General features: G+C 66.9%; 16 protein-coding genes. 3 read left to right on the forward strand and 13 right to left on the reverse strand.

Annotated elements, in window-relative coordinates; translation table 11 throughout:
* Entirely contained in the window at positions 1-696 is a 696-nt protein-coding gene (gene mtnC, locus LZ605_RS06350) for an acireductone synthase (RefSeq protein WP_249844156.1), read from the forward strand.
* 85 nt (positions 697-781) lie between these two features.
* On the opposite strand, the gene LZ605_RS06355 is transcribed toward mtnC, so the two are convergent.
* The 6 genes from LZ605_RS06355 to LZ605_RS06380 all read right to left on the reverse strand — a co-directional run bounded on the left by LZ605_RS06355 (position 782) and on the right by LZ605_RS06380 (position 10,702).
* Positions 782-3,400, reverse strand: a complete 2,619-nt coding sequence (locus LZ605_RS06355) for a beta-mannosidase (RefSeq protein ID WP_249844157.1) — start codon at positions 3,398-3,400, stop codon at positions 782-784.
* A 90-nt stretch (positions 3,401-3,490) separates the two neighbouring features.
* Positions 3,491-4,717 carry an AGE family epimerase/isomerase gene (locus LZ605_RS06360; protein WP_249844158.1) on the reverse strand — a complete coding sequence of 409 codons (1,227 nt, stop codon included), beginning with the start codon at positions 4,715-4,717 and terminating at the stop codon, positions 3,491-3,493.
* Complete coding sequence (locus LZ605_RS06365) at positions 4,714-5,709, reverse strand: carbohydrate kinase family protein (RefSeq protein WP_249844159.1); 996 nt, start codon at positions 5,707-5,709, stop codon at positions 4,714-4,716. The genes LZ605_RS06360 and LZ605_RS06365 overlap by 4 nt, the downstream gene beginning before the upstream one ends.
* Before the next feature lie 7 nt (positions 5,710-5,716).
* The gene (gene fucP / locus LZ605_RS06370) at positions 5,717-7,030 is read right to left on the reverse strand and encodes an L-fucose:H+ symporter permease (protein ID WP_249844160.1); all 1,314 of its coding nucleotides are present in this window, start codon (positions 7,028-7,030) and stop codon (positions 5,717-5,719) included.
* A 60-nt stretch (positions 7,031-7,090) separates the two neighbouring features.
* Complete coding sequence (locus LZ605_RS06375; protein WP_249844161.1) at positions 7,091-8,140, reverse strand: LacI family DNA-binding transcriptional regulator; 1,050 nt, start codon at positions 8,138-8,140, stop codon at positions 7,091-7,093.
* 96 nt (positions 8,141-8,236) lie between these two features.
* Entirely contained in the window at positions 8,237-10,702 is a 2,466-nt protein-coding gene (locus tag LZ605_RS06380; RefSeq protein ID WP_423172550.1) for a GH92 family glycosyl hydrolase, read from the reverse strand.
* A 1,083-nt stretch (positions 10,703-11,785) separates the two neighbouring features.
* Here LZ605_RS06380 and LZ605_RS06385 point away from each other — a divergent pair.
* Both LZ605_RS06385 and LZ605_RS06390 read left to right on the forward strand, forming a co-directional pair.
* Complete coding sequence (locus tag LZ605_RS06385; protein ID WP_249844162.1) at positions 11,786-14,863, forward strand: TonB-dependent receptor; 3,078 nt, start codon at positions 11,786-11,788, stop codon at positions 14,861-14,863.
* A gap of 219 nt (positions 14,864-15,082) precedes the next feature.
* Positions 15,083-15,277, forward strand: coding sequence for a heavy-metal-associated domain-containing protein (locus LZ605_RS06390; RefSeq protein WP_249844163.1), 195 nt, complete (start codon positions 15,083-15,085; stop codon positions 15,275-15,277).
* A 78-nt stretch (positions 15,278-15,355) separates the two neighbouring features.
* Here LZ605_RS06390 and cueR read toward each other — a convergent pair whose 3' ends face one another.
* The 7 genes from cueR to LZ605_RS06425 form a co-directional block, all read right to left on the reverse strand.
* Positions 15,356-15,811 carry a Cu(I)-responsive transcriptional regulator gene (gene cueR, locus LZ605_RS06395; RefSeq protein WP_249844164.1) on the reverse strand — a complete coding sequence of 152 codons (456 nt, stop codon included), beginning with the start codon at positions 15,809-15,811 and terminating at the stop codon, positions 15,356-15,358.
* A gap of 11 nt (positions 15,812-15,822) precedes the next feature.
* A complete protein-coding gene (locus LZ605_RS06400; RefSeq protein ID WP_249844165.1) occupies positions 15,823-18,315 on the reverse strand; it encodes a heavy metal translocating P-type ATPase in 2,493 nt (830 codons plus the stop codon).
* A gap of 130 nt (positions 18,316-18,445) precedes the next feature.
* On the reverse strand, positions 18,446-21,403 hold the full coding sequence (locus tag LZ605_RS06405) for a TonB-dependent receptor plug domain-containing protein (protein ID WP_249844166.1): 2,958 nt from the start codon (positions 21,401-21,403) through the stop codon (positions 18,446-18,448).
* A gap of 336 nt (positions 21,404-21,739) precedes the next feature.
* Positions 21,740-22,471, reverse strand: a complete 732-nt coding sequence (locus tag LZ605_RS06410; protein ID WP_249844167.1) for a copper homeostasis protein CutC — start codon at positions 22,469-22,471, stop codon at positions 21,740-21,742.
* Positions 22,468-23,466 carry a N(4)-(beta-N-acetylglucosaminyl)-L-asparaginase gene (locus LZ605_RS06415; protein ID WP_249844168.1) on the reverse strand — a complete coding sequence of 333 codons (999 nt, stop codon included), beginning with the start codon at positions 23,464-23,466 and terminating at the stop codon, positions 22,468-22,470. Before LZ605_RS06415 ends, LZ605_RS06410 begins: the two co-directional genes overlap by 4 nt.
* Before the next feature lie 51 nt (positions 23,467-23,517).
* On the reverse strand, positions 23,518-24,540 hold the full coding sequence (locus LZ605_RS06420) for a glucokinase (protein WP_249844169.1): 1,023 nt from the start codon (positions 24,538-24,540) through the stop codon (positions 23,518-23,520).
* An 84-nt stretch (positions 24,541-24,624) separates the two neighbouring features.
* Positions 24,625-24,909 carry a hypothetical protein gene (locus LZ605_RS06425; RefSeq protein ID WP_249844170.1) on the reverse strand — a complete coding sequence of 95 codons (285 nt, stop codon included), beginning with the start codon at positions 24,907-24,909 and terminating at the stop codon, positions 24,625-24,627.
* Between the last annotated feature and the right edge of the window lie 38 nt (positions 24,910-24,947).

Genomic DNA, 24,947 nt, shown 5'->3' on the forward strand with positions numbered 1-24,947 from the left:
ATGCAGCCCCGCGTCATCCTGACCGATATCGAAGGCACCACCAGCAGCATCTCGTTCGTCAAGAACGTGCTGTTCCCCTATGCGCGCCAGGCGCTGCCCGGCTTCGTTGCCGAACATGGCCAGGACCCGGACGTGCGCCGCTGGCTGGACGCGGTGGCCACCGAGATCGGCGGCGCCTGCCAGGACAGCCTGGTGGTCGAGACGCTGCAGGGCTGGATCGACCAGGACCGCAAGCACACCGCACTGAAGGCGCTGCAGGGCCGGATCTGGGACGCCGGCTACCGTCGCGGCGACTACACCGCGCACTTCTATCCGGAAGTGGCGGCGGTACTGAAGGGCTGGCACGCCTCGGGCCTGCCGCTGTACGTGTACTCCTCCGGTTCGGTGCCGGCGCAGAAGCTGTTCTTCGGCTTCAGCGATGCCGGCGACCTCAGCCCGCTGGTGTCGGGCTGGTTCGATACCGAAGTGGGCGGCAAGCGTGAGGCGGACAGCTATCGCCGTATCGTGCAGTCCATCGGCGTACCGGCTGGCGAGATCCTGTTCCTGTCGGATGTGGTGGAAGAACTGGACGCCGCCCGCGAAGCCGGCCTGCAGACCCGCCTGATCGACCGCCTGGACGATTACCCGCTGCCGCGCACTGGCCAGGCGGCCAACGGCCACGATCGCGTCGAGAACTTCCAGCAGATCCAGCTGTAACAGTGAGGAGGATGCCAACCTTGGTTGGCATCCTCCTGGTGAGCCAACCAAGGTTGGCATCTACCAGAGCAGGATGTTCCAGCCCTCAACGGTCGTTGAGGGTCTTCACCTTCAGCGCGTCGCGCAGGGTGGTCAGGTCCACCGGGCCGCGTATCGCGATGTCGCGGGTTTCGCCCGGCAGCAGGTCCAGCAGGTTGTCTTCAAGCGTCACGTCCAACGCGCCGAAGTCGATCCACGCCGCGCGCACATAGGCCGCACTCTGCAGCCGCAGGCGATAGTGATCGCCGTCGATGGCGAGAGTCGCCTTCAATTTCTGCCGTGGCAACACCTGATCCTTGGCTTCAGCGAAGCCGACCACCTGCCGCGCGCTCACTTTGCCGTCCTGCAGCAGCTCGAACACCGCCACCGTGCGCTTCGGGTCGGCGCCGGCCAGCAGTTCCGCATCGGTGAAATCACCGATCGAGGTCACCCCTGCTGCGGCCAGGCTCACCGCTTGCTCGCGACGACGCAGCACCTTGCCGTCCATGTCCATCACCCGCAGCCGCCAGCGCGCATCCCGTGCAGCACCGTCATTGAGCAGTCGCACCCGGGTACGGCCTTCGTCACGCAGTGCCGCCACCGTCACCGGCGCGAAGAAGCGGCGTGCGGCGTAGTGCAGCGCCTTCCAGCGACCGAAATAATCCACGCTGGACCATGAGGCGCCCGGCCAGACGTCGTTGAGCTGCCAGTACAACGAGCCCATCGTGTACGGCCGCGAGGCGCGGTGATGCAACGCGGCCAGCGCGATGCCATCGGCCTGCATCACCTGGCTGAGGTAGACGAAGTCCTCGAAGTCCTTCGGCGTGCCGTAGCCCAGTTCGATGTAGTGCAGCAGGCGGCTGTTGCCTTCGCCGGCCATGAACTTCTGGTGTGCGCGGATCACCGGGCTGTCGATGCGCTGCTCGGCACGGGTCGCGATCTGGTCCACCGTCGCCACCGACGGCCACGCCTGCAACCCGTACTCGGACATGAAACGCGGGGTCTCGCGCAGATAGGCCTGCACCGGCAACGCCGGATTGCCCCACACCTGCCAGTAGTGCTTGTCGCCGCGGGTGGAGTCGTTGGCCTTCTCGTCCAGATCGTTGCTGGGCGAACTGGACCAGTACGGTACGCCCAGCGCTTCCTCGCCGACCACCTGGCGCAGATCATTGCCGAACAGATCGACATAACCCTGCCAGACCTTGGCCGCGAACGCCGGATCGGCCGCCTTCAGGTCGCGGCCATGGCCCCAATCCTTCCAGGCGGTTTCTTCTTCATTGTTGCCACACCACAACACGATACTGGGGTGATGGCGCAGGCGGCGCACGTTGTCGCGGGCCTCGGCGACCACACTGGCGCGGAACGCCGGATCGTAACCGGGCTGCATGCCGCCGCCGAACATGAAGTCCTGCCAGACCAGCAGGCCAAGTTCATCGGCGATATCGAAGAAGGCATCGTCTTCGTAGTAGCCGCCGCCCCAGTTGCGCAGCATGTTCATGTTGGCATCGCGCGCCGCCACCAGCACCTGGCGCAGGCGCGCGGCATCCACGCGTGCGGGGAAGGCGTCGAACGGAATCACGTTGGCGCCCTTGGCAAAGACCGGCACACCGTTGATGACAAAAGCGAAGCCCTGCCCACCCTTGCCATCCTCCTCGCGGCGCAGCTCAACCGTGCGCAGGCCGATGCGCTGCTCGCGCACCAGCGTTGCATCGGCGCCACCGTCCAGGCGTGCCTGCACGGTGTAGCGATCCTGTGCGCCGTGGCCCACCGGCCACCAGCGTTTCGGTTCTGCCAATTCAACCGGCAGTTCCACACTGTTCTGGCCGGGCTTCAGCAGCACCGTGCGCTGCACCTGGGCAACGCTGCGCCCCTGCGGATCGCGCACGTCGACATTGACGACCGCAGAACCGGCGGCGCTGCCCTGCTCCACCTGCAGCAGCACCGTCAGCTTCGCCTGCCGGGCATCCAGCGCGTCGGTGCGTACCGCCACATCGTTCAGCCGATGCGCATCCCAGGCCTGCAGGTCGACCCCGCGCCAGACACCGGCGGTGACGTAGCGCGGGCCCCAGTCCCAGCCGAAGTGATAGGCCGGCTTGCGCGCGAAGTTGCCGACCATCGCGTCCTTCGGCTCATCGCCATAGGGCGAGGGATAGTTGCCGGCAATCCTGTGCGGCATTGCCTGCACGCCTGGCAACAGGGTGCGGATCGGCGACCGGAACACGATCCGCAGCTCGTTGCCCTTCGCGCGCAGATGGCCTTCCACATGGGCACGCCAGGTACGGTGCGCATTGTCTGCGCGCAGCAGTGGCTTGCCGTTGAGGCTGACCTCGGCATAGGTATCCAGCCCGTCGAAGCGCAGTTCGGCGTTGGGTTTGGCCAGGGTTGCAGCATCCACGTCGAAGCGGGCCCGGTACTCCCAATCGGCCAGCCCGATCCACTGCAGCTCGCTCTCCGGCGCACCGACATAGGGGTCGCGGATCAACGCATGCGCCAGCAGGTCGGTATGCACACTGCCCGGCACCGTGGCGCCACGCCACTGCTGCAGGCCGGGATGGGCGGCGCCCTGTGCGTCACCCGGCAGCATGCGGAACTCCCATTGCGCCTGCAGTGGGGCCGCCAACGCAGGGAAAGCAGAGGCTGCGATCAGCAGCAGGAGCAGACGGACAACGAGGGAAGGACGATGCACGCACAGCTCCTGTTCTTCCGCCGGGCGTGGCCCGGCGCTATCTGCAGATCCGATTCACGGTAGCGCCGGGCCATGCCCGGCCTACCCACCTCAACGCACCACGTTCAGCACTTCGTAGCACGCACCCATGGTGTGGTAATCCACCTTGCCGGCCGGGCTCTTCTCGTCACTGTACTTGCGGTTGTCAGCATCCAGGATGCGGAACCAGGCGCCGTACTGGTGGTCGACGAAGTGCTCCCAGGAGTATGCCCAGATGCGCTCGTACCACTGCCAGTAGCGCTCCTCGCCGGTGCGCTGGGCCATCAGCGCGGCCGTGGCCAGCGTCTCGGCCTGCACCCAGAAGTACTTGTCATCGTCGCAGACGAAACTGTCGACGCCGATCGGGGCACCGTCCATGCCCGGCTGCCGGCGCGATTCCGGTGCGAAACCGTAGTACAGGCCACCGCGCGCCTCGTCCCAGCTGCGCGCCACGGCCACATCGAACAGGTGCTGCGCGGTCGGCACCAGCCAATCGGCCTGCACATGGCGATCGAGGATCAGCAGCAGCTTGGCCCATTCGGTCTGATGGCCCGGTTGGAAACCCCACGGGCGGAACAGATGCTTGGGATCGTCCAGGTTGTAGTCCCAGTCAATCTCCCAGTTCACGTCATAGTGCTCCCAGACCAGACCGCCGGCCTTGGCCGCCTGGCGGCGGGTCATGTTGTCGGCCAGCTGCAGCGCGCGCTCGACATAGCGCTGCTCGCCGCTGGCCTCGAACGCGGCCAGCATCGCCTCGCACATGTGCATGTTGGCGTTCTGGCCACGATAGCCGGTGAAGTTCCACTGGCCATCGGCTTCGTCCTTGTACAGGCCGTGCTGCGGCTCCCAGAAGCGCGCCTCCAGCAGCTGCCAGGTCTCGTCCATCCAGCCGCGGGCCTGCTCGACACCGGCCTTCAGCGCACAACTGTAGGCCAGCAGCACGAACGCCACGCCATAGCAGTGGTTCATGTCGTCCTCGACCTTGCCGTCGCGCAGGGTCCAGGCATAGCCACCGGTGGCCGGATTGCGATGCACCTCGCGCAGGTAGCGCACGCCGTGCTCTACCGCGTCGCGGTATTCGGCGTTGCCGAACTCGCGGTAGGCCATCGCATAGTTGAAGACAAAACGCGTACTGCTCACCAGATGGCGGTGGCTGGCGTCGTAGATGCTGCCGTCATCACGGAAGTAGTGGAAGAAGCCGCCGTTCGGATCGATGCAGCGCGGATGGTAGAACGCCATCGTGTCGGCGATATGCGCGCGCAGGAAGGCGGGCGAACGGAAATCGGGCGAGGTGCTCATGCGGTAATGTCCTGGGCCTGCAGCAGCTGCTGCACTTCATCGAGCGAGGGCATCGCGGCGAACGCGCCCTTGCGGGTAACCGCCAGTGCGCCGACCGCAGCACCGAAGCGGAGCGTGGCAGTAATCGCCTGCGGGTCCTGGCAGAACGCAGCGAAACCAGCGCCGGCCCCACCCCGCTCCAGCAGGCCGACCAGCACGCCACCGACAAAGGCATCGCCGGCGGCGGTGGTATCGACCGTGGCCACACGGAAGCTGGTGACCGTGCCGTGGTCGTCGCGGGTATACCAGCGCAGCGTGGCCGCACCGTCGGTGACGATCACCCAGCGTGCCTGCGCGGCCAGCAGGCGCCGCAGCACCAGCCGCTCACCGTCATCGCCGAGCGGCGAGGCGAGGTAGTCCAGCTCCTCGCGCGACAGCTTGACCAGGTCGGCCCGTTCCAGCGCCTGCCACAGGCGCGGCGTCGGATCTTCGCTGGCCGGCCACAGCGCCGGGCGCAGGTTGAGATCGAGGCTGACCACCGCGCCGGCGGCGCGGGCACGCTCCATGCCGGCGAAGGTCGCCTCGGCAATGGACGGCTCGGTCAGGCTGTTGGAGCAGACGTGGAAACACTGCGCGCTGTCGAAGCAGGCGGCCTGGAAATCGCGGTCACGGAACAGCAGATCGGCCGCCGGCGGGCGGTAGAAGCTGAAACTCCGTTCGCCGGTAGCGTCCAGCGCCACGAACGCCAGCGCGGTCTTGGCCGCGTCGGTACGCACGATGTAGTCGGTGCCGACGCCATGCTCGACCAGGCTGTCGGCGAGGAAGTCACCGAACATGTCGCGGCCGAGCATGCCGACGAACTGGGTCTTTGCACCCAGCCTCGCGGCCGCCACGGCGACGTTGGCCGGCGCACCGCCGGCGTACTGCAGGAACGCGCGCGGCGTATCGGCCGAGGCCGGCGGCTGCGCTAGTAGATCGATCAAAATTTCGCCGAAGCAAACGATGGAACCCATTCCGGACTCAGCCTCCCTGCGTTGCGGAAGCCGGCGTACGCGCGCCGACCAGTCCGTAGAAGATGATGTAGCCGTAGCACAGCAGCGGCAGGATGAAGCTGGCCTGCACACCGATATGGTCGGCCAGCACGCCCTGCAGGTACGGCACCACGGCGCCGCCGACGATGGCCATGATCAGCAGGCTGGAGCCCTTGTTGGTCAGCGGCCCCAGGCGCTCGATGCTCAGCGCGAAGATGGTCGGGAACATGATCGAGTTGAACAGGCCGATCGCCACCACCGAGTACAGCGCGAGGTGACCGGAACTCATCATGGTCGTGACCAGCAGGGCCACATTGACCAGCGCGAAGATCGCCAGCAGGCGGCTGGGCGAGAAGCGGGCCAGCAGCGCCGAGCCGGCGAAGCGGCCGATCATCGCCATGGTCCAGTAGGCCGACACATAGTGCGTGGCTTCCTGCTCGCTGAAGCCGCCGATGGTGGGCATCGACAGGTAGTTGACCAGGAAGCTGCCGATCGACACCTCGGCGCCGACGTAGAAGAAGATGCCCAGCACGCCCAGCAGCAGGTGGCGCTTGCGCAGCGCATCCAGATAGCTGTGGTGGTGGCCCTGGTCGGCCTGTTCGGTGGCATCACTCAATGCCGGCAGGCGGAACAGGAACACGAACAGCGCCAGCAGCACCAGCGCCACCGCCAGGCCAACATAGGGGCCCTGCACGGCCTGCGCCTCGGCGGCACGATAGGCCAGCTGCTCGGCGGCCGGCATCGCGGCGAGATCATCGGCACTCTTGACCGTGTTGGACAGGATCAGCATGCCGCCGAAGATCGGTGCAATGGCCGTACCCAGCGAGTTCAGGGCCTGCGCCAGGGTCAGGCGGCTGGAGCTGGTCTGCTCCGGGCCCAGCAGCGCGACGTAGGGATTGGCAGCAACCTGCAGCACGGTAATGCCGGTGGCCAGCACGAACAGGGCGCCGAGGAAGGCACCGTACACGCGCAGCTCGGCCGCTGGCCAGAAGCCCAGCGCGCCGATGCCGGCGATCACCAGGCCGGCCACGATGCCCTTCTTGTAACCCAGCGCGGCGACCAACCGGCCTGCGGGCAGCGACATCAGGAAGTAGGTGCCGAAGAAGGTGAACTGCACCAGCATCGCCTTGGCGTAGTTCAGCTCGAACACCGCCTTCAGGTGCGGGATCAGGATGTCATTGAGGCAGGTCAGGAAGCCCCACATGAAGAAGATCGTGGTGACCACGGCCAGCGCCTTGCCGTTGGTGACGGCAGGTGCGTTGCCCGAAGAACCCGATGGACGGGGCGTTGCGGAGATCGGCATGCGGTACGCGCCTCGATGCGCGGAAGGTCGTTGTTGCGTGGAAGGGGTGTATGAAAGGGATCAGTTCGGTCGTGCGGCGCTGCTTTCACGGATGCGCAGCTGTACCGGCGCGACCGTGCGCCGTGGCGGCGCATCCGGTTCGTCCAGCCGCTGCAGCAGCAGCGCCGCCGCCTGCCGGCCGCGCTCGCGCGGGTCGGCGGTCAGCGTGGTCAAGGGCGGAACGGCCACCGCCGCCTCGGAAATATCATCGAAACCGGTCACCGCGAAATCACCGCCGGGACGGATGCCGCGCGAGTTCAGGCCCAGCATCAGGCCCAGCGCGACGGTGTCGTTGTAGCAGACCGCCGCACTCGGGCGATGGCCATCGGCAAACAGTTCATCGGTACGCGCGGCAGCCTCCAGCCGGTTCGGCGCCGACTCGATCATCCAGCCCGGCGGCAGGGACAGGCCAGCCTCGGCCAGCGCCTGCTGGAAACCGGCGCGGCGCTGGTGGCACGAGCTCGATGCCGCATGGCCGCCGAAGAAGGCGATCTGGCGATGGCCACGCTCGATCAGGTGGCGCGTGGCCAGGTAGGCACCGTGCTGGTTGTCCAGGGTCAGGAAGTCCCAGTCGGCGCCGTCCAGTTCGCGATTGAACAGCAGCACGTTGGCATTGGCGCCCAGTGCCTGGCGCAGCTGCGTGGTATCGCTGCCCTCGGCCGGCGACAGGATCAGGCCGGCCGGGGTGTGCTCCATCAATGTGGACAGCACCGCCTGCTGCCGCTTCGGCGATTCGCCAGTGCTGCCCAGCAGGGTCACGTAACCACGCCCGCCCAGCGCCTCGTCCACACCCGAAGCGAATTCGGCGAAGAACGGGTTGGACAGATCGTTGATCACCAGCGCGATGCTCGACGAGGTGCGCCGGCGCAGGTTGGCCGCCGCGCGGTTGTAGACATACCGCTGGCGACGCAGCTCGGCCTCGACCTTGGCCCGGGTGTCGACGTTGACCAGCGGGCTGCCGCGCAGCACCAGCGACACGGTGGCCCGTGACACGCCGATGGCACGCGCGATGTCGGTCACCGTCACCGCCTTGCCGGCGCGCTTGCTGGAACTGCTGCCGTTGTCGTTCATCGTCTTCCCGGACTCCGCTGGAGGCTCAAGCCTAATGGATCACGGCCATGTCGTGCGGTGCCGTTCGCTGGGTCACCGCGAACGGCACAGTCCGGCTCAGCGCAATGCGCTGCCCGGTGCCGCGCACCAGGACACCGGCAGGTCCTTCACGGCGGTGCCCCAGCCCTGCTGCGGTGCCTTGGCGTCCAGGCTGAAGTGCAGGCGCGGACCCTGCTGCAGGCGGCTCCAGTCCAGCCAAACCGGTGCATGTGCCTGGCCATCGACCTGCACGCCCTGCACGTACTGCAGGCGGCGACCGTCGGCGCCCGGCGCGTCGATGCGCAGGGTGCGGCCATTGCCCATGTCCACTTCCACCTTGGCAAAGCGCGGGGTGTGCAGCAGGAACTGGCCACTGCCGGGCACCGCCGGGTAGACACCGATGGCGCTGAACAGATACCAGGCCGACATCGTGCCGAGGTCATCGTTGCCGGTCACGCCGTTGGGGGCATTGGTGAACAGCTGCTGCGCGGCACGCACCACCGCCGCCGTCTTCCACGGCTGGCCGATCAGCGTGTACAGCCACGGAGAGTGCAGATCCGGCTCGTTGTTCGGGTTGTAGCGGAACTGGTTGTAGTAGCTGTACGGCCCGACCACCCACTCCTTGCGCGCGGCGTTGAGCGGATCGGCCTGCAGCGCGTCCATCGCGAAGAACGCGTCGAGGCGGCGGCCGGCCTGTTCGCGGCCATCCATCGCTTCGACCAGGCCCGGAACGTCCTGCTGCGCCAGCCACTGGTACTGCCACGCGGTGCCCTCATGGAAGCCGTGGTGCGAACGCGGGCTGTAGTGGCCATCGGACGGGGTGTACCACTGGCCATCGTCGGTACGCGGGCGCGGGAAGCCGGTGAAGCCGGTCTCGGCATCGCGCACCTGCGGGTCCCACACATTGCGCCAGTTGCGGCCGCGTTCGCGCAGCGTCGCCGCGTCCTGCGCATGGCCGAGGCCATCGGCCATCTGCGAGAGCGCACAGTCGGCCAGCGCATATTCCAGCGTCGCCGAGCCGCCGTGGTGCGGATCGACGTCCATGCCCTTGGACGGGAACGCGCGGTCATAGACCACATAGCCCTTGTCCAGGTAGGTCGGGTTGCCGGAACGGCCTGCCATGCGCGAGTTCAGCGGCGGCGTGCCGAAAGCGTTGCGGCGCAGTGCATCCCAGGCCTGCGATTCGCGGCCCTTGAGCGCGCCGAAGCGCCACAGGTCGACCATGAACGGGGTGACCGGATCACCGGTCATGATATTGGTCTCGAAGTTGGCATAGCCCCAGCGCGGCAGCCAGCCGCCCTGTTCGTCGATCGCCAGCAGCGTGCGGCCGATGTCGCGCGCCACGTCCGGGCGGGTCAGCGCCAGCCACTGGTTCTGCGCACGGTAGGTATCCCACAGCGAGAAGTACTCGTAGTAGGTCCAGCCATCGGCACGATGGATGCCATCGTCATAGCCACGATAGCGGCCGTCGGCATCGTTGCCGGTCATCGGCTGCAGCAGCGCGTGGTAGACCGCGCTGTAGAACACGGCGCGGTCGTCAGCGCTGCCGCCCTGCACGCGCACCCGGCCCAGCTGCTCGCGCCAGGACTGCTGGGAAAGCGTGCGCATGCGGTCGAAACCCAGCAGCGCCCCACCCTGCATGCCCTCGGCGCGCAGGTTGGTGCGCGCGCCTTCGGCGTCCACGTGCGAGATCGCACTGACCGCCGTCACCGACTGCCCCTTGGCCAGATCGAAACTGAGCCAGGCGCCGTTCGGCTTCTGCTCGCCTTCCATGCTGTGGCGCGCACCGGGCAGGCCACCGCCCTCGCCCCAGGTGCCGTGCGCCTTGAACGGGCGGTCGAACTCGATGCGGAACCAGGTCGTGTACTGGTGCCCACCACAGAAACTCTTGGTGACCAGCTTGCCTTCCACCACGCGGTCACCGACCACGTCGACCACACTGCCGATCACCGAATGGCGCTCGTTGGCCTGGCCGACATTGACCAGCACGTGGCCGTCGCCGCTGCGCTGGCTGAAGGTGTAGCGCTCGGCGGCGGCGCGGGTACGCGCGGTCGCCTCGGCGTCGATGCCGCCATAGCTGGTCAACCGCACCTTGTAGTAGCCGGCCTGTCCGATTTCGCCGTCATGGGTATAGGACGCGGCGTAGGCCTTGTGATCGAACTGCTTGGGGTTGCCGGTATCGAAATCGCCGCCCGGGCCGATGCTGCCCGTCACCGGCAGTACCGACACCTGGCCGCCCTGTTCCCAGCAACCGGCACCGGAAATGAACGAATGGCCGAAACCGCGGATCTTCTCGTCGTCGTAGCGCCAGCCCGAGTAATGGCTGCCGATCGGGCTGACCTGGATCAGGCCGAACGGCGCCGATGCGCCCGGGAAGGTGTTGCCATCGTCCTTGCTGCCGATGAAGGTGTTGACCTCGCGTTCCAGCGCCGCCGGCGCGGCCTGCAGCAGCATCGGCATCGCCGACAGCGCGAGCAGGCAGGCCAGGCGCGCCAGCGGGCGCTCGGACAAGGGGACGGCGGGAGCGGACGGCACTGGACGCATGTCGGGTTCCTGTAGTCGATGACGCGAAGGCAGACGATCGGGGCCGTCCGGCACCGTTCCGCTGAACCTTGCCCGCATCGGCAGATGGCTCCCCCTGGAATGACGCCCGACCCACGCGACCGTGGTTTTAGATCGATTCAAGTAGAGCATGCAGGTTCAGCCGAATGCATTCTGCGGCGCAGCATGAGATGGGGGTGTTCGGCAGGGCTGCGCCCTGCACCTGCTCCGAGCTGGAGCAACAGCAACAGCAGAAGCAACAGCAGAAGCCGGTTTCATGTGGGGAGCCGGGGTGGGTCCGGTTGCGGGGGACGCCGTAAACCCGTCCCTGGGGGCTTGGCCGCGGCATCCATGCCGCGGACACCCCCGCAACCGGACCCACCCCGCCTTCGACAGATTTCCGCGATCTGCGACGGATCCACGCCATGCTTGGATCAATCTCTGTCAGATAACGAAATCAATCCGGGGTCATATCCGTTTTCCTACGGAAAATGGATCTGACCCCAGGCCGTTACCCCCTGCCGTCCCCAGGCCCCATCCAACCGTCACCGGGAAACTGTCGAAGGCGGGGCGGTGTCGGATTGCGGGGTGTCTGCGGCATGGATGCCGCGGCCAAGCCTACAGGGACGTACTTGCGGCGTCCCCGCAATCCGACACCGCCCCGCCAAACCACAGACAACCCAGAGCCGCTTTGGCTTTGGCTTTGGCTTTGGCTTTGGCTGTTGCCGGCCAGCGGCCGGCACTACCCGCAGGTGCAGGGCGCCGCCCTGCCGACCCACCCTCCCCTGCGCACGAAAACGTTTCCACTGTTTTCAGCAAACCGTCACAGCATTGCCACGCCAGTACCATATTGCGCAGCAGCATGCGCCCACGGGCGACCCATGCTAAAAATCGCCCGCCCATCGCTTAGATCGATCCAAGACGACATTGCGATGGCCGGGAGTTGGGGAAGCGGGAACAGGACGTACCAGGCCACGCGCACGGTGCCACTGCCACTGCATGGCGACAGCGACAATGTCACTTCAAATTAGATCGATTCAAGTTGTCCGTGCCACGTCACCGGATCAATCCAGGAGAGAGGGAGAGATGGGAATGAAGCATTCAACACGTACGCATGGCCAGGACGCATTGTCGTTGGCCATCGCGCTGGCCCTGGCTGCCGCCGTTCTGCCGGCTGGCGCCGCCGCGCAGCAGGCCGCCAGCACCGGCACGCAGGACGCCACCACCCTGGACAGTGTCCAGGTCACCGGCTACCGCTACGCCATCGAGAAGAGCCTCGAGCAGAAGCGCGACGCCAACGCCGTGGTCGAAGTGATCACCGCCGAAGACGTCGGCAAGTTCCCCGACAAGAATGTCGCCGATGCGCTGCAGCGCGTCCCCGGCGTGGTCATCACCCGTAGTGGCGGTGAAGGCAAAAGCGTCAGCGTGCGCGGCCTGGCACCGGACCTGACCCTGACCCAGTTGAACGGCAACTACGTTGCTACTTCGGAAACCAACGACGAAGCCACGCGTTCGTTCAACTACACCCTGCTGCCGTCGAACATGCTGTCCAGCGCCGAGCTGTTCAAGTCGCCGGAAGCGCGCATCGATGAAGGCGGCATCGGCGGCACGGTCATCCTGCACACCCGACGCCCGCTGGACATGGAATCCAACTCGGGCTTCGTCACGCTCGAGGGCACCTCCTCCGACACCCATCACGATATCGATCCGCAGGCGTCTGCGCTGTACTCATGGCACAGCCAGGACGAACGCTTCGGCGTGCTGGTGGGCGTGACCCAGCAGAAGCGCACCACCCGGACCATGGAGGCCAGCACCGAGGATTACCAGTGGTATGGCGCCGGCAAGGCGCGTGATGCCTACGGCAATACGCAGGCACAGGATGGCATCCACTACTGGTGGGGCCGCTCCGGCTTCAACAACCAGTCCGGCCAGAACTACACCGACTTCTTCATGCCCACCTCGGTGAATTTCGCGGTGAAGGAAGAGAAGCGCGAGCGCAAGGGCGGCCAGCTGACCTTCCAGTTCAAGCCGGTCGACAACCTCACCCTGACCGCGAACTACTTCCGCTTCGAGCTTCAGGGTGACTACACCCAGAACATGCTGAAAATTCCCGAATGGAGCATGGCCCGCTTCAACGGCGACGGCAACTGGGCCGGCGGCCGCCTGCTCAACGGCCTGGACTTCGATCCCAGTGGCAGCATCGTCACCGGTGGCCAGTTCGAGAAGCTGGCCGGTAAAACCTATTACTGCAGCGAGGACGAGGCCAAGGCCGCCGGTCTTGCACCCGGCGGCTGGGGCCCGGACGACTGCACCGTTCCCACCCCGCAGCTGACCGGTGGCTACAGTAAGGAAAAGGCACTCTCGCAGACCGCCGACCTGAGCATCGACTGGGATATCAGCCCGCTGTGGAAGGCTTCGTTCACCGGTGGCCGCACCTGGTCCGAAGGTGGCCCGTCGATGAACTTCCGCATGTCGGCCAAGCCGCGCCGCAAGGACGGCAACGTCTACCTGCCCGGCAATCTGTACAGCGCGTGGGATCTGACCGGCACCCCGTCTGCGACCTTCTCGCCGGACCTGCAGCAGCAGCTGATGAACGGCATCGCCGAAGTCGATACCGGCTCCACCGATTCGTCGTGGAAGCGCACCGAGGTCAAGCAGAGCTACTTCCAGGCCGATGTGACCAAGCTGTTCGAGTCCGGCTGGCTGGATTCGATCCAGTTCGGCGCCAAGTACCGTGACGGCAAGGTCCACCGCAACACCGGCAATACCTACTGGGTGTGCCCGGGCCGCGACCCGGCCGACTATGACAACAGCCGCTACCAGAGCGGCTGCGACCCGACCGCCGGCAACGCGCAGCCGGGCTTCTTCCTGTCCAACCCGATCAGCAACATTGCCGGCGGCTTCAACGCCAATGTATTCCCGGGCATCAACTACCCGGCCTACATCGACTACCTGAACCAGACCTACGGCGGTTCGCACAACAGGACCGAGGAAGACTTCGTCTACAACGTCAACGAGAAGATCTACTCCGGATACTTCCAGGCCAACTTCCGTACCGAGCGCCTGCGCGGCAATGTCGGCGTGCGCGTGGTGCGTACCAAGCAGTTCGCCCAGTCCTCCGACTCGATCGAGAAGTTCAACGACTACTTCCTGGACAACGCCTCCGGCGCGCCGATGGCGTGCACCGATCCGGCCGCGGCGGCCTATCCGACCTACAGCTGCGAAAGTGGCTTCGTGCGCCTTCCGCATGATCTGGCGCAGAGCAAGACCTACGACCTGATCGGCGTGGACCGCACCTACACCGATGTGCTGCCGAGCTTCAACATCGCCTGGGACATCACCGATACGCTGGTCCTGCGTGGCGCGGCGTCCAAGGTCATCGCCCGCCCCGGCTACACCGACATCGCCGCGCCCGGTGCACTGAGCTACTACAGCCAGGAGTACGTCAATGATCGCCGCGTGGCGGGCGGTGCATCGACCGCCGGCTGGGTCGGCCAGGGCAGCAACAAGCAGCTGGAGCCGTTCAAGGCCACCCAGTTCGACCTGGGCCTGGAGTGGTACTTCCAGCCCGGTGCCGTTGCCGGCGTGGGCCTGTTCCGCAAGAACGTGGACAACTTCACCCTGCCGGTGGTGCGTGACACGCCGATGGTCATCGGTGGCGAGGCGGTGACCGTGCAGCGCTACGAGACCCAGGCCAACGGCCGTGATGGCGTTTCCCAGGGCGTGGAGCTGTACGGCCAGTACACCTTCGATTTTGGCGTGGGCGTGCAGGCCAACTACACCTACAACGACACCAACCTGGCATCGATCGTGCTGGATGGCCAGGAGATCGGCTCCTCGCCGCTGGTCGGCAGTGCCAAGAACCAGGCCAACGTGACCGTCTTCTACGAGAACGAGAAGTTCCTCGCACGCGCTTCGTTCAACCGGCGTGGCCAGGTGGTGGGCGGGCTCAACAACGGCCTGACCGTCTACACCGAGCCCTACGATCAGCTGGATCTGAACGTTGCCTACAACCTGACCCCGGACTGGACGCTGACCGCCTCGGTGATCAACGCCACCAAGTCCGAACAGCGCGTGCACCTGGGCAGTGACAGCAAGGCCCGCCTCATCTCCAACACCTATGCAGGCCGCCAGCTGTACTTCGGCGCCACCTGGAAGTTCTGACGTCGCACCGGGTGGCCCGGGCCTGACCCGGTGCTGCCCCGCCCCGCCGCGCGCGGGGTCATTCCTCCACGGCAGCCACGCTGGTACAGGTGGCTGCCGTTTTTGTTGGAAGGGGTGACGCGTTGGCGGCGCTGGCCTGGCGTTCAGCCCCGCGCTTGACCCTGCCATCGTTGGAAGGTGCACACTGGATCCCTCTCAAGAGCAGCGACGGAGCGACAGATGGAATTCCATGTTGACGGCATGACCTGCGGCGGCTGCGCGCGCAGCGTGACCCGTGCGATCCAGCAGATTGATCCGGACGCCCGCGTGGAGGCCGACCCGCCGACCGGGCGGGTCAAGGTGCAGACCACCGCCTCGCAGGAGCGGGTGTTTGCCGCGGTGAACGACGCAGGCTTCCCGCCGCGCACCGCCTGATCCGCAGCCTCGCGTCGATGACCAGGCCCGCCCGGTGCAATCACATCCGGCGGGCTTTTTCATATGCGCGACAGCGTCTCAGTGCTTGTGCGCGCGCCGCCGCACCGCGCCGGTCTTCGGTGCATCCACCGGCAGCTGCATTTCTTCATCCTTACCCAACCGCTCCAGGATCGGGCATTCCGGACGTTCGTCGCCTGCGCAGCAGCTGATCAGGGACTTCAGCGTGTCGGCCATCTGCCGCATGCTTTCGATGCGTTGTTCCAGGTCGACGATGTGCTGTTCGGCCAGGCGCTTGACGTCGGCACTGTGCCGCGAGGTGTCGTTCCAGAGGCCGAGCAGATCGGTGATCTCGGCCACCTGGAAGCCCAGATCGCGTGCGCGGCGGATGAAGCGCAGGCGGTGGATGTCCGCCTGCGAGTACGCCCGGTAGCCCGACTCGGTGCGATCGGCCGCGGGAATCAGGCCGATCTGTTCGTAGTAGCGGATCATCTTCGCCGAGACATTGGAGGCCTTGGCGGCTTCACCGATGTTCATGCAGGTCTCCTTCAACGGGTCGCAGCAGGCGCATCCGCCATCGGCGGCTGGAAGCGGCGCAGGCGCAGCGCGTTGCCCAGCACGAACACGCTGGACAGGGCCATCGCACCGGCCGCGAACACCGGCGACAGCAGCACGCCCCAGACCGGGTACAGCACGCCGGCCGCCACCGGAATCAACGCGGTGTTGTAGGCAAAGGCCCAGAACAGGTTCTGCCGGATGTTGCCCAGCGTCGCCTTCGACAGCGCGATGGCATTGGGCACGCCCTGCAGGCTGCCCGACATCAGCACCACATCGGCCGATTCCACCGCGATATCGGTACCGGTGCCGATGGCCAGTCCGACATCGGCCTCGGCCAGTGCTGGCGCATCGTTGATGCCGTCGCCGACGAAGGCGACGTGCCCATGCACCGCCTTCAGTCGACGTATCGCCTCGACCTTGCCTGCCGGCAGCACCTCGGCGACCACCTCATCGATGCCGAGCTGACGCGCGATCGCCTGCGCGGTGCCCGCATTGTCACCGGTGATCATCGCCACCTTCAGGCCCAGCTGGTGCAGCGCCGCGATGGCCGCGGGCGTGCTCGGCTTGATCGGATCGGAGACCGCGATGATCGCCGCCAGGCGCCTGTCGATGGCGGCATACAGCGGCGACTTGCCCTGCGTTCCGAGCTGGCTGGCTTGCGCAGCAAAGGGCGTGATGTCCACGCCCAGCTCGCGCATGAAGCGATCGGCGCCAACCTCCACCCGCGTGCCCCCCACACCGGCACGCACACCCATGCCGGTGACCGATTCGAAATCGACCATCGCCGGCAGCGCGATGCCCTGCGCAGTGGCCGCATCCACAATCGCGCGGGCAATCGGATGCTCCGAGCGCGACTCCACTGCCGCCACCGCTGCCAGTACCGTGCTGCGATCAAAGCCGTCGGCGATCTCCAGGTCGGTCAGCCGCGGACGGCCTTCGGTCAGGGTGCCGGTCTTGTCCACCGCCACCACCTGCGCGTCCTTCAGCAGCTGCAAGGCCTCGCCCTTGCGGAACAGCACGCCCATTTCCGCGCCGCGGCCGGTGCCGACCATGATCGAGGTCGGCGTGGCCAGCCCCATCGCGCACGGGCAGGCAATGATCAGCACCGCCACCGCGTTGACCAGGGCAAAGCTGAGCGCCGGCGACGGACCGACCACCCACCAGACCAGGAAGGTCGCCAGCGCGGCCAGCATCACCGCCGGCACGAACCAGAGCGTCACCTTGTCGACCACGGCCTGGATCGGCAGTTTCGAGCCCTGCGCCTGTTCGACCATCCGGATGATCTGCGCCAGCAGGGTCTGCCCGCCGACCGCCGTCGCGCGCACGGTCAATGCGCCGGTCTGGTTGATCGTGCCTCCCACCGCGTTGCTGCCGGGCTGCTTCTCGACTGGAACCGGCTCGCCACTGATCATCGATTCGTCGATGTAGCTGCGGCCTTCGATCACCTCGCCATCCACCGGCACCCGCTCGCCCGGGCGCACCTCCACCACGTCACCGGCCAGCACCTGGCCGACCGGAATATCGACCGCGCGCCCGTCACGGATGACATGGGCGACTTTCGCCTGCAGCTTGACCAGGCGCTTGATCGCCTCCGAGGTCCGGCCCTTGGCACGCGCTTCGAGGAAGCGCCCCAGCAGGATCAGGGCGACGATCACCGCCGCCGCTTCGTAGTAGACGTTCACCGTGCCCGTCGGCAGCAGCCGCGGCAGGAAGGTGGCCACCACCGAGTAGCCGAAGGCTGCGGCGGTACCTACCGCCACCAGCGAGTTCATGTCCGGTGCCAGCCGCAGCAGTGCCGGGAAGCCCTTCAGGTGGAAGCGGCGGCCCGGGATCGCCAGCACCAGGGTGGTCAGCACGAACTGCAGGTACCAGCTGGCCTGCAGGCCGATCGTGGACATCACCCAGTGATGCATGCCGGGAACCAGGTGTGAGCCCATCTCCAGCACGAACACCGGCAGTGCCAGCGCGGTGGCCACGATCAGGTCGCGCTTGAGTTCGGCGCGCTCGACGTCCTTCCTTTCGGCCGCTTCATCCTCGGCGGCCGCGCCGTCCTCGATCACACGTGCGTCATAGCCGGCCTTGTCGATGGCTGCAATCAGCGCAGCCGCATCGGCCACGCCACGCACGGTGGCACGTTCGGTGGCCAGGTTCACGTTGGCCTGGCTGACGCCGGGAACCGCCAGCAGCGCGCGCTCGACACGGCCCACGCAGGAGGCACAGGTCATGCCTTCCACGGCCAGTTCGGTGGTGGCGGCCGGTACGTCATAGCCCACCCGCTCCACGGCCTGGATCAGCGCTGCGCGATCAACCGGGCCAGAGGGGCGGATGTCCGCACGCTCGGTGGCCAGGTTCACCGCTACGCTGCCCACGCCCTCCACCTTTGACAGCGCCGCTTCGACGCGGCCCACGCAGCTGGCACAGGTCATGCCCTCGATGGGCAGGCTGATCGTAGCAGGGACGGCAGTGGCGCGAGGCGTACTCATGATCGGATTCCCGGGCTTGCTTGTGGATGCGCACAGGCTAAACCTTGCCATCGTGGGAAGGTCAAATCCAGCCGCCCCGGGAACGACCGGTAGCGCCGGGCCAGGCCCGGCGTACCGCCCGCAATCCACCTCAGAAGGTGAACACGTACTCCAGCGCGAACTCGCGGCCCACCGCGCTCAACAGGCGGGTCGGCGCGAAGTCGTAGTCCAGCTTGTACGGGTCTTTGTGGTTCCAGCTGGCCGAGTTGAACGCGTTGTTGACGTACACGTTGACCTTGGCGTGCTCGGTCACCTGGTAGCCCACGTTGAAATTCCAGGTGATGAACGGCCCGACCCGGCCGAAGTAGCGCGCGGTCCGCTGGCCTGCATTCGGGTTCGGATTGGGCGAGCCATCCGGACGCGTCGACGGCTCCAGGCAGTTCAGCGAGGGGCTGTCACTGGGCACGTAGCCATCGGCGAACGGCAGGCAGCCACCCGGGTTGTCGAGGCGGTCGGTGCCCCAGTGGTAGCGCACGCCCGGCACCGAGCCCACACGGTCGGCATAGACATTGGCGTTCCAGTTGCCCCGCTGCCAGGCCAGGCTCGCACGCAGCTTGCTGCGCAGGTCGCGGTCACGGCGTTCCGGGTTGGGGTCGGCGGCGTAACGCTGCTCCTTGGTGGAAATCTGGTTGGTGTAGTTCAGGCCCAGCTGGAAGCTGCCCCATTGCGCGGTGTCCAGCCGATAACGCGCGGTCAGGTCGATGCCACGCACTTCACGGCTGGCCAGGTTGAACGGGCCACGCTCGATCGACACCAGGCGCCCGTTGCTGTCGCGGTTCACACGGGCCAGGATGCCGGCGCAGTACTCGCCACCGGCCGGATTGGCCCACGGCGTACCGTCCATGTTCTTGCCGGTCAGGCAGCCCGCCTCGCTGGCCAGCACTTCGTCGGCCCCCACATCGACGATCATGTCTTCCAGCTTGATCGCCCAGTAATCAGCGCTGACCGACAGGTTCGGCATCACGTCCCACACGAAGCCCACCGTCCACGAATCGCCGGTCTCCGAGCGCAGCAGCGGTGTGCCACGACGGTTCACGTCGAACGCGTACCAGACATCGGTGTTGCCCACACCGCAGTTGTTGACCAGGTAGGCGCCACTCTGGATGCAGCGCAGCCGATCGTAGGTCAGCACCTCCGAACTGCTCGGCTGGCCCAGCAGGTAATGCATGTCCGGTGCGTGGAAGCTGGTGGCGTACGAACCCCGCACCAGCAGCGCTTCGACCGGCCGCCACTCCAGGCCGACGTTCCAGGTGGTTTCCTTCTGGCTGCCGATGTTCAGCGCTTCGCTGCTGTCGTCGGCCTTGTAGTTGCCATAGCGGTCATAACGCGCGGCCGCAGTGGCGGTCACGCTTTCCAGCAGCGGAATCTTGAATTCGACACCGGCCGAATAGCGGGTGCGCTCGCCGCCACCGCGATCGACGTTCTGCAGGTCGAAGTCGATGCCCGCGCGCGGGTCGGGGCTGAGGTGATAGCCCTGCTGTGCGACTTCAGCCACCGCTGCGAACGAGATCGGGCCGGCCCAGCCCTGGAACAGCTCTCCGGTGATGTCCGCCGAGGCCTGGTTGACCCACGAGGCGGCGCGGTTCTTGGCCACCGTGCCCATCTGCCAGTACTGGTCCGGCGTGATCGGGTTCCACCAGCGCGATTCGTTCAGTGCGTAGATCGCCTCGCCATCGGCGGTGGTGCCCAGGCGCGGGCCGAGGAAGAAATCATAGGACTTCTGCTCGTCCACCACGTTCTGCCGCTCCTCCACCCGGTAGTACGAGCGCCCCACCGACGCGCTCCAGTCGAAGCGCTCGGCCAGGCGTCCGCGCAGGCCGGCGCTCCAGTCCCAGGAGAGTTCGCGGTTGGTGTTGCGCAGGGTATCCAGGCCACCCACCTCGTTCGGGGTGAACTGGCGCACGCCGAGGATCGGGCGGTTGCGGTTGGCATCCCAGTAGTAGCCGTTGGCATCGTCGATCAGCGACACGCCGGGCGGGTTGGTGCCCCAGATCGCTTCGGAGCGGTAGACCGCGAGGTTGGTCCAGGCCTGCAGGTCGTTGCTGAAATCGAAGGTGGCGTACAGGTTGCCGGACACGTTCTCGGCACCGCCGGTGAGCAGCCAGTTGGCGTAGTCGGCGCTCATGCCGCACAGGCGGCCGGTGTTGCTGACGGTGTTGGCGGCGTAGTTGTAGACCAGGCGGTCGGCGGTGTAGTACTCGCCGTCGAACTTCTCGCAGGTGCCAGCCGGTGGCGCCAGGCGCTGGCCGTTGCTCGGATCGATCAGCGCCAGGCCCGCGGTGGGACGGAAGCCGACCTTGCGCTGTTCCATGTTCCAGGACGGGTACGGCGCATCGTCGGCATCGTCCATCTGCGGGCGGTCGCGGCCGAACAGCGGGTCGCGCTTGGTGTACTGCAGCGCGTAGGTCACGCTCCAGTGGTCGCCGGTCTTGCCGCCAGCCCAGGACAGGTCCCAGGTATCGCGGCCGCCTTCGGTGGAAGTGCCTCCGCGTACGCGCACTTCGTCGCCGTCGTAATTGGTTTTCAGGATGACGTTGACCACGCCGGCAATCGCGTCGGAACCATAGATGGCCGAGGCGCCGCCGGTCAGCACTTCGATGCGCTCGACCGCGGCAGCGGGAATGTTGCCGTAGTTGGAGAAGTTGGTTTCACCGCCGTAAGGCAGCGGGTAGTCCGCCACACGGCGACCGTTGACCAGCAGCAGCGAACGGTTCGGGCCCATCCCGCGCAGGTTCAGGCCACTGGCGTTGGGCGTGTGCGAGCCCCACTGCGAAGCCGCCTCGACGGTGCCGGTGGCCTCGGTGAGGGTCTTCAGCGCGTCGTACACGCTGACGAAGCCTTCCTTCTGGATCTGCTGGGCGGTGATCACATTGACCGGCGCCGGGCCCTCGACGCTGGCGCGCTTGATGCGCGAGCCGGTCACGGTGACCGCGTCGAGATCCTTGGTGGAGGAACTGGCCGCCTCCTGCGCGCTGGCAGCCAGGGGCAACAGGGCCAGGACCAGAGCCTGGGACAGCAGGTGACGGCGCTTGCGGACGGACTGAGCCATGGGTGGTTGCTCTTGGAAAGTGTGGACGCACAGACGGGTGGTGGCGTGGCACGACGGCTGATCCGGGCGCCTGGATCGGTTCAACACCGTCCCGGCACCCTCCCCTGTGGATCGATCCAAACTAAAGCACAGCTGAACCATGCCGGGCATGCGGCGACGCAGCAAGCGGCGGCGGAATGCTGCTATTGGCTGCCGGTATCGAGAGTAATCAATAGGTTGCGGACTATCGCCTAGAGAGCGGCGCAGGAACGCATGACACGAACGCGACAATCACGCGCGGAACGGTTTTGTCCGGGATCCGGATGCGCGTTCGCCGGGCATGGCCCGGCGGATTGGTCAATCGTCCAGCGCCTGCCGTAGTGCGGCCACGGTGGCGGTGGCGGTCTGGCTCCAGTCCGGGTCCAGCCCGCGCAGGGCCGTATTCTGGAACTGCATGGCCGAGCGGCGCAGACCCTTGGCCGAGGCGTGCAGCTCGGTGCAGCCGCTCTGCCGCGCGACAGCGGCGATATTGCCCGGAGCCAATCCAGCGCCGGCCATCACCGAGATGCGCCCTGCCGCCTGGGCAACCAGGCCGGCCAACAGGCTGGCACCGGCCTCGGCGCTGACCTGGCCACCGGAGGTCAGCACGCGCTGGCAGCCGAGTGCGATCACCTGCTCCAGCGCGGCCGGCAGATCACGCGCGGCGTCGAAGGCGCGATGGAAGGTCACCTGCAGCGGCCCGGCGGCCTGCACCAGTTCACGGCACAACGCGAGGTCGATGTTGCCCTGCACATCCAGCGCGCCGATCACCACGCCATCGCAACCGAGCGCACGGCACTGCGCGATGTCACGCAGCATCAGTTCGGTTTCCAGCGCGTCGTAGTGGAAGTCGCCCGGGCGCGGGCGCACCAGCACGAACAGCGGAATCGACAGGCGTTCGCGGGCGATGGCGATGCTGGCGAACGACGGCGTGGTGCCACCCTCGGCCAGGTTGTCGAACAGCTCGATGCGGTCGGCGCCGCCGGCCTGCGCGGCCAACGCCGAGGCCAGCGAGTTGCTGGCGATCTCCAGGGTGAGCCGCGTGCTCACGCCTGCGTGCTCGTGTAGATAGACGGCGAATCGCGCAGGTCGTCCTGGCGTTGCGCATCGCACACCGCATAGACGAAGCCACGATGCAGCGCATACGCGCCCACCTCGCCCTGCTTGTTCATGGCCAGGAAGCACACCTGCAGGGTCCTGCTCGCTTCGGGGCGCTTGCGCACGACGCGGTCGATCGCCTCGCGGCAGGCCTGCGCCGGCGAGCGCCCCTGGCGCATCAGCTCGACCACCAGGAACGAGGCGGCGTTGCGGATCATCTCCTCACCCACGCCCGAAGCAGTCGCCGCACCCACCTCGTTATCGACATACAGGCCGGCACCGATGATCGGGCTGTCGCCGACCCGGCCGTGCAGCTTCCAGGCCATGCCGCTGGTGGTGCAGGCGCCGGCCAGGTTGCCGCGCGCATCCAGTGCCAGCATGCCGATGGTGTCGTGGTTGTCGCTGTTGCCGGGGATGCCGCGGCGCTCGGCGTTGATCTGCGGCTGGTACTTCTCGGTCTTCAGCCACTCACGCCATGCGGCCTCGGCCTGTGGCGTCAGCAGGTGCTTGCGTTCGAAGCCCTGCTGCACCGCGAACTGCTGCGCGCCCTCGCCCACCAGCAGCACATGCGGGCTGTTCTCCATCACTTTGCGGGCCACCGACACCGGATGCAGGATGTCGACCAGCGCGGCCACCGCTCCACAACGGCCATCGCCATCCATGATGCTCGCGTCCAGGCTCAGCACGCCGTCGCGATCGGGGTTGCCGCAATGGCCGACGGTGGGGTTGCACAGTTCGCTCTCGGCCCAGCGTGCGCCGGCTTCGACCGCATCCAGCGCGCTGCCGCCGCCGGCCAGCACCTTCCACGCCGCCTGGTTGGCCGGCACGCCGAAATCCCAGGTTGAAACGACCTTCGCCCCGCCCTGGCTGCGCGCCTGCACGCCCGGTAATGCTGCGATGCCTGCGGCCAGTGCGCTGGCCTGCAGGAACTGCCTGCGATCCACCATCTTCCCCTCCCAGTCTGCAATGCGCGGCCGGCCCGATGCCGGTCGCAACGATCAGTCGTGCGTGGGTTGCCGCGCGGCATGCCAGACCGCCGCGCCGAGCACGCCCAGCTGGCCATGCTCCACCCGCCACACCGGCACCTGGCGCAGCACCTCGGTCAGCACGCCCTTGTTGAGGAAACGCTCACGGAAGCGCCCATCGGCCAGGAAATGCTGCACATGCGCGGAGATGCCGCCGGCCAGGTACACCGAGCGCGCGCCGACGGCGATTGCCGCGTCACCAGCCAGGCTGCCCAGCCAGGCGCAGAACACCTGCAGCGTCTCGACCGCCAGCGCATCCTCACCGCTGCGGGCGGCGCCGATCAGCGCTTCGGTACTGGTCCACACCGGGGCGACGCCGCGCAGTTCACACAGGCACGGATACAGGTTCATCAGGCCGCTACCGGACAGCACGCGCTCGTTGTCCACGTGCGCCCAGCGCTGCAGCAGCTTGCCCAGCACCTGCAGTTCCAGCGCATTGCCGGCGCCGAGCGCGGCATGGCCGATTTCGCTGGCCAGCACCGGGCGCTCGCCGTCGGCAAAGCGCAGTGCGGCGCCCAGGCCGGTGCCGGCGCCCAGCACCAGGGCCGGAAACGCGTGCGCCGGATCGGCATCGCCGTTCAGCGGTACCAGCGTGTCAGGCTGCAGGTAGGGAATGGCCAGCGCCACCGCCTCGAAATCATTGATCAGCTGCAGCTCGCGCAGCCCGGACTGCGCGCGGGTGGCCGACAGCGACACCGTCCACGGCAGGTTGGCGTTGATCAGTACATCGCCATCGAGCAGGCCGGCGATGGCGACCACCGCGGTCTGCACCGGCTGGCCGAGGCCGGCGGTGAAGTCGGCCAGGATCGCGGCCAGGCTGGGATGGTCGGCGCAGGCGTAGGTGCGGTAGCCGCCCAGGCGCGGGGCTTGGCCGGGCTGCGCTTCGGCCAGCGCCAGACGCGCGAAGGTGCCGCCGACATCGGCGACAACCAGGCTGCGTGGAAGCCCGCCGCGGGCGGAGTCGGAAGAAACCGGAGACGCTGCTGCGATGGTCACGCTGGCCTGCTTGGATCGATTGAATCGCCCCGATTCTCAGGCATCGGGGCGGCTTTGCCTAGCGCGCCGGTGGTTCAGGTGGGCCTACATGCCTTCCTGTTCGGCCACCTGTACGCCATCCACCAGCACGCGCAGGCGTTGCGGGCGGAAGCCGGCGAACAGCAGCGGCCGGGTGCGCTCGACCAGCACTTCGTGGCCGGCGATGTGGCGCAGCCACGACTGTACCAGCGAGAACGAGAAATGCGTGCCCGGGTGCCAGGGATGCTGCACCCAGACCCTCTCGGTGGCGCTCTGCAGCAGCATCGCGCCGGTGAACCAGTGACGGCTGAGAGTGACCGGCGTGGTGCCGGCCATGAAACGGATATCCATGCTGCGTCCTTTCGTGATGGGAACCGTGGGCCTGAAGT

Origin of the sequence: Stenotrophomonas maltophilia (assembly GCF_023518235.1) — a bacterium.
Taxonomy (GTDB): domain Bacteria; phylum Pseudomonadota; class Gammaproteobacteria; order Xanthomonadales; family Xanthomonadaceae; genus Stenotrophomonas.

Bases quoted from the DNA above. Each gene is read 5' to 3' on its own strand.
- LZ605_RS06415 (WP_249844168.1), bottom strand. From the start codon at position 23,466: ATGGTGGATCGCAGGCAGTTCCTGCAGGCCAGCGCACTGGCCGCAGGC.
- LZ605_RS06365 (WP_249844159.1), bottom strand. From the start codon at position 5,709: ATGGGTTCCATCGTTTGCTTCGGCGAAATTTTGATCGATCTACTAGCG.
- LZ605_RS06385 (WP_249844162.1), top strand. From the start codon at position 11,786: ATGGGAATGAAGCATTCAACACGTACGCATGGCCAGGACGCATTGTCG.
- fucP (WP_249844160.1), bottom strand. From the start codon at position 7,030: ATGCCGATCTCCGCAACGCCCCGTCCATCGGGTTCTTCGGGCAACGCA.
- LZ605_RS06375 (WP_249844161.1), bottom strand. From the start codon at position 8,140: ATGAACGACAACGGCAGCAGTTCCAGCAAGCGCGCCGGCAAGGCGGTG.
- LZ605_RS06400 (WP_249844165.1), bottom strand. From the start codon at position 18,315: ATGAGTACGCCTCGCGCCACTGCCGTCCCTGCTACGATCAGCCTGCCC.
- LZ605_RS06425 (WP_249844170.1), bottom strand. From the start codon at position 24,909: ATGGATATCCGTTTCATGGCCGGCACCACGCCGGTCACTCTCAGCCGT.
- LZ605_RS06390 (WP_249844163.1), top strand. From the start codon at position 15,083: ATGGAATTCCATGTTGACGGCATGACCTGCGGCGGCTGCGCGCGCAGC.
- cueR (WP_249844164.1), bottom strand. From the start codon at position 15,811: ATGAACATCGGTGAAGCCGCCAAGGCCTCCAATGTCTCGGCGAAGATG.
- LZ605_RS06380 (WP_423172550.1), bottom strand. From the start codon at position 10,702: ATGCGTCCAGTGCCGTCCGCTCCCGCCGTCCCCTTGTCCGAGCGCCCG.
- mtnC (WP_249844156.1), top strand. From the start codon at position 1: ATGCAGCCCCGCGTCATCCTGACCGATATCGAAGGCACCACCAGCAGC.
- LZ605_RS06405 (WP_249844166.1), bottom strand. From the start codon at position 21,403: ATGGCTCAGTCCGTCCGCAAGCGCCGTCACCTGCTGTCCCAGGCTCTG.
- LZ605_RS06360 (WP_249844158.1), bottom strand. From the start codon at position 4,717: ATGAGCACCTCGCCCGATTTCCGTTCGCCCGCCTTCCTGCGCGCGCAT.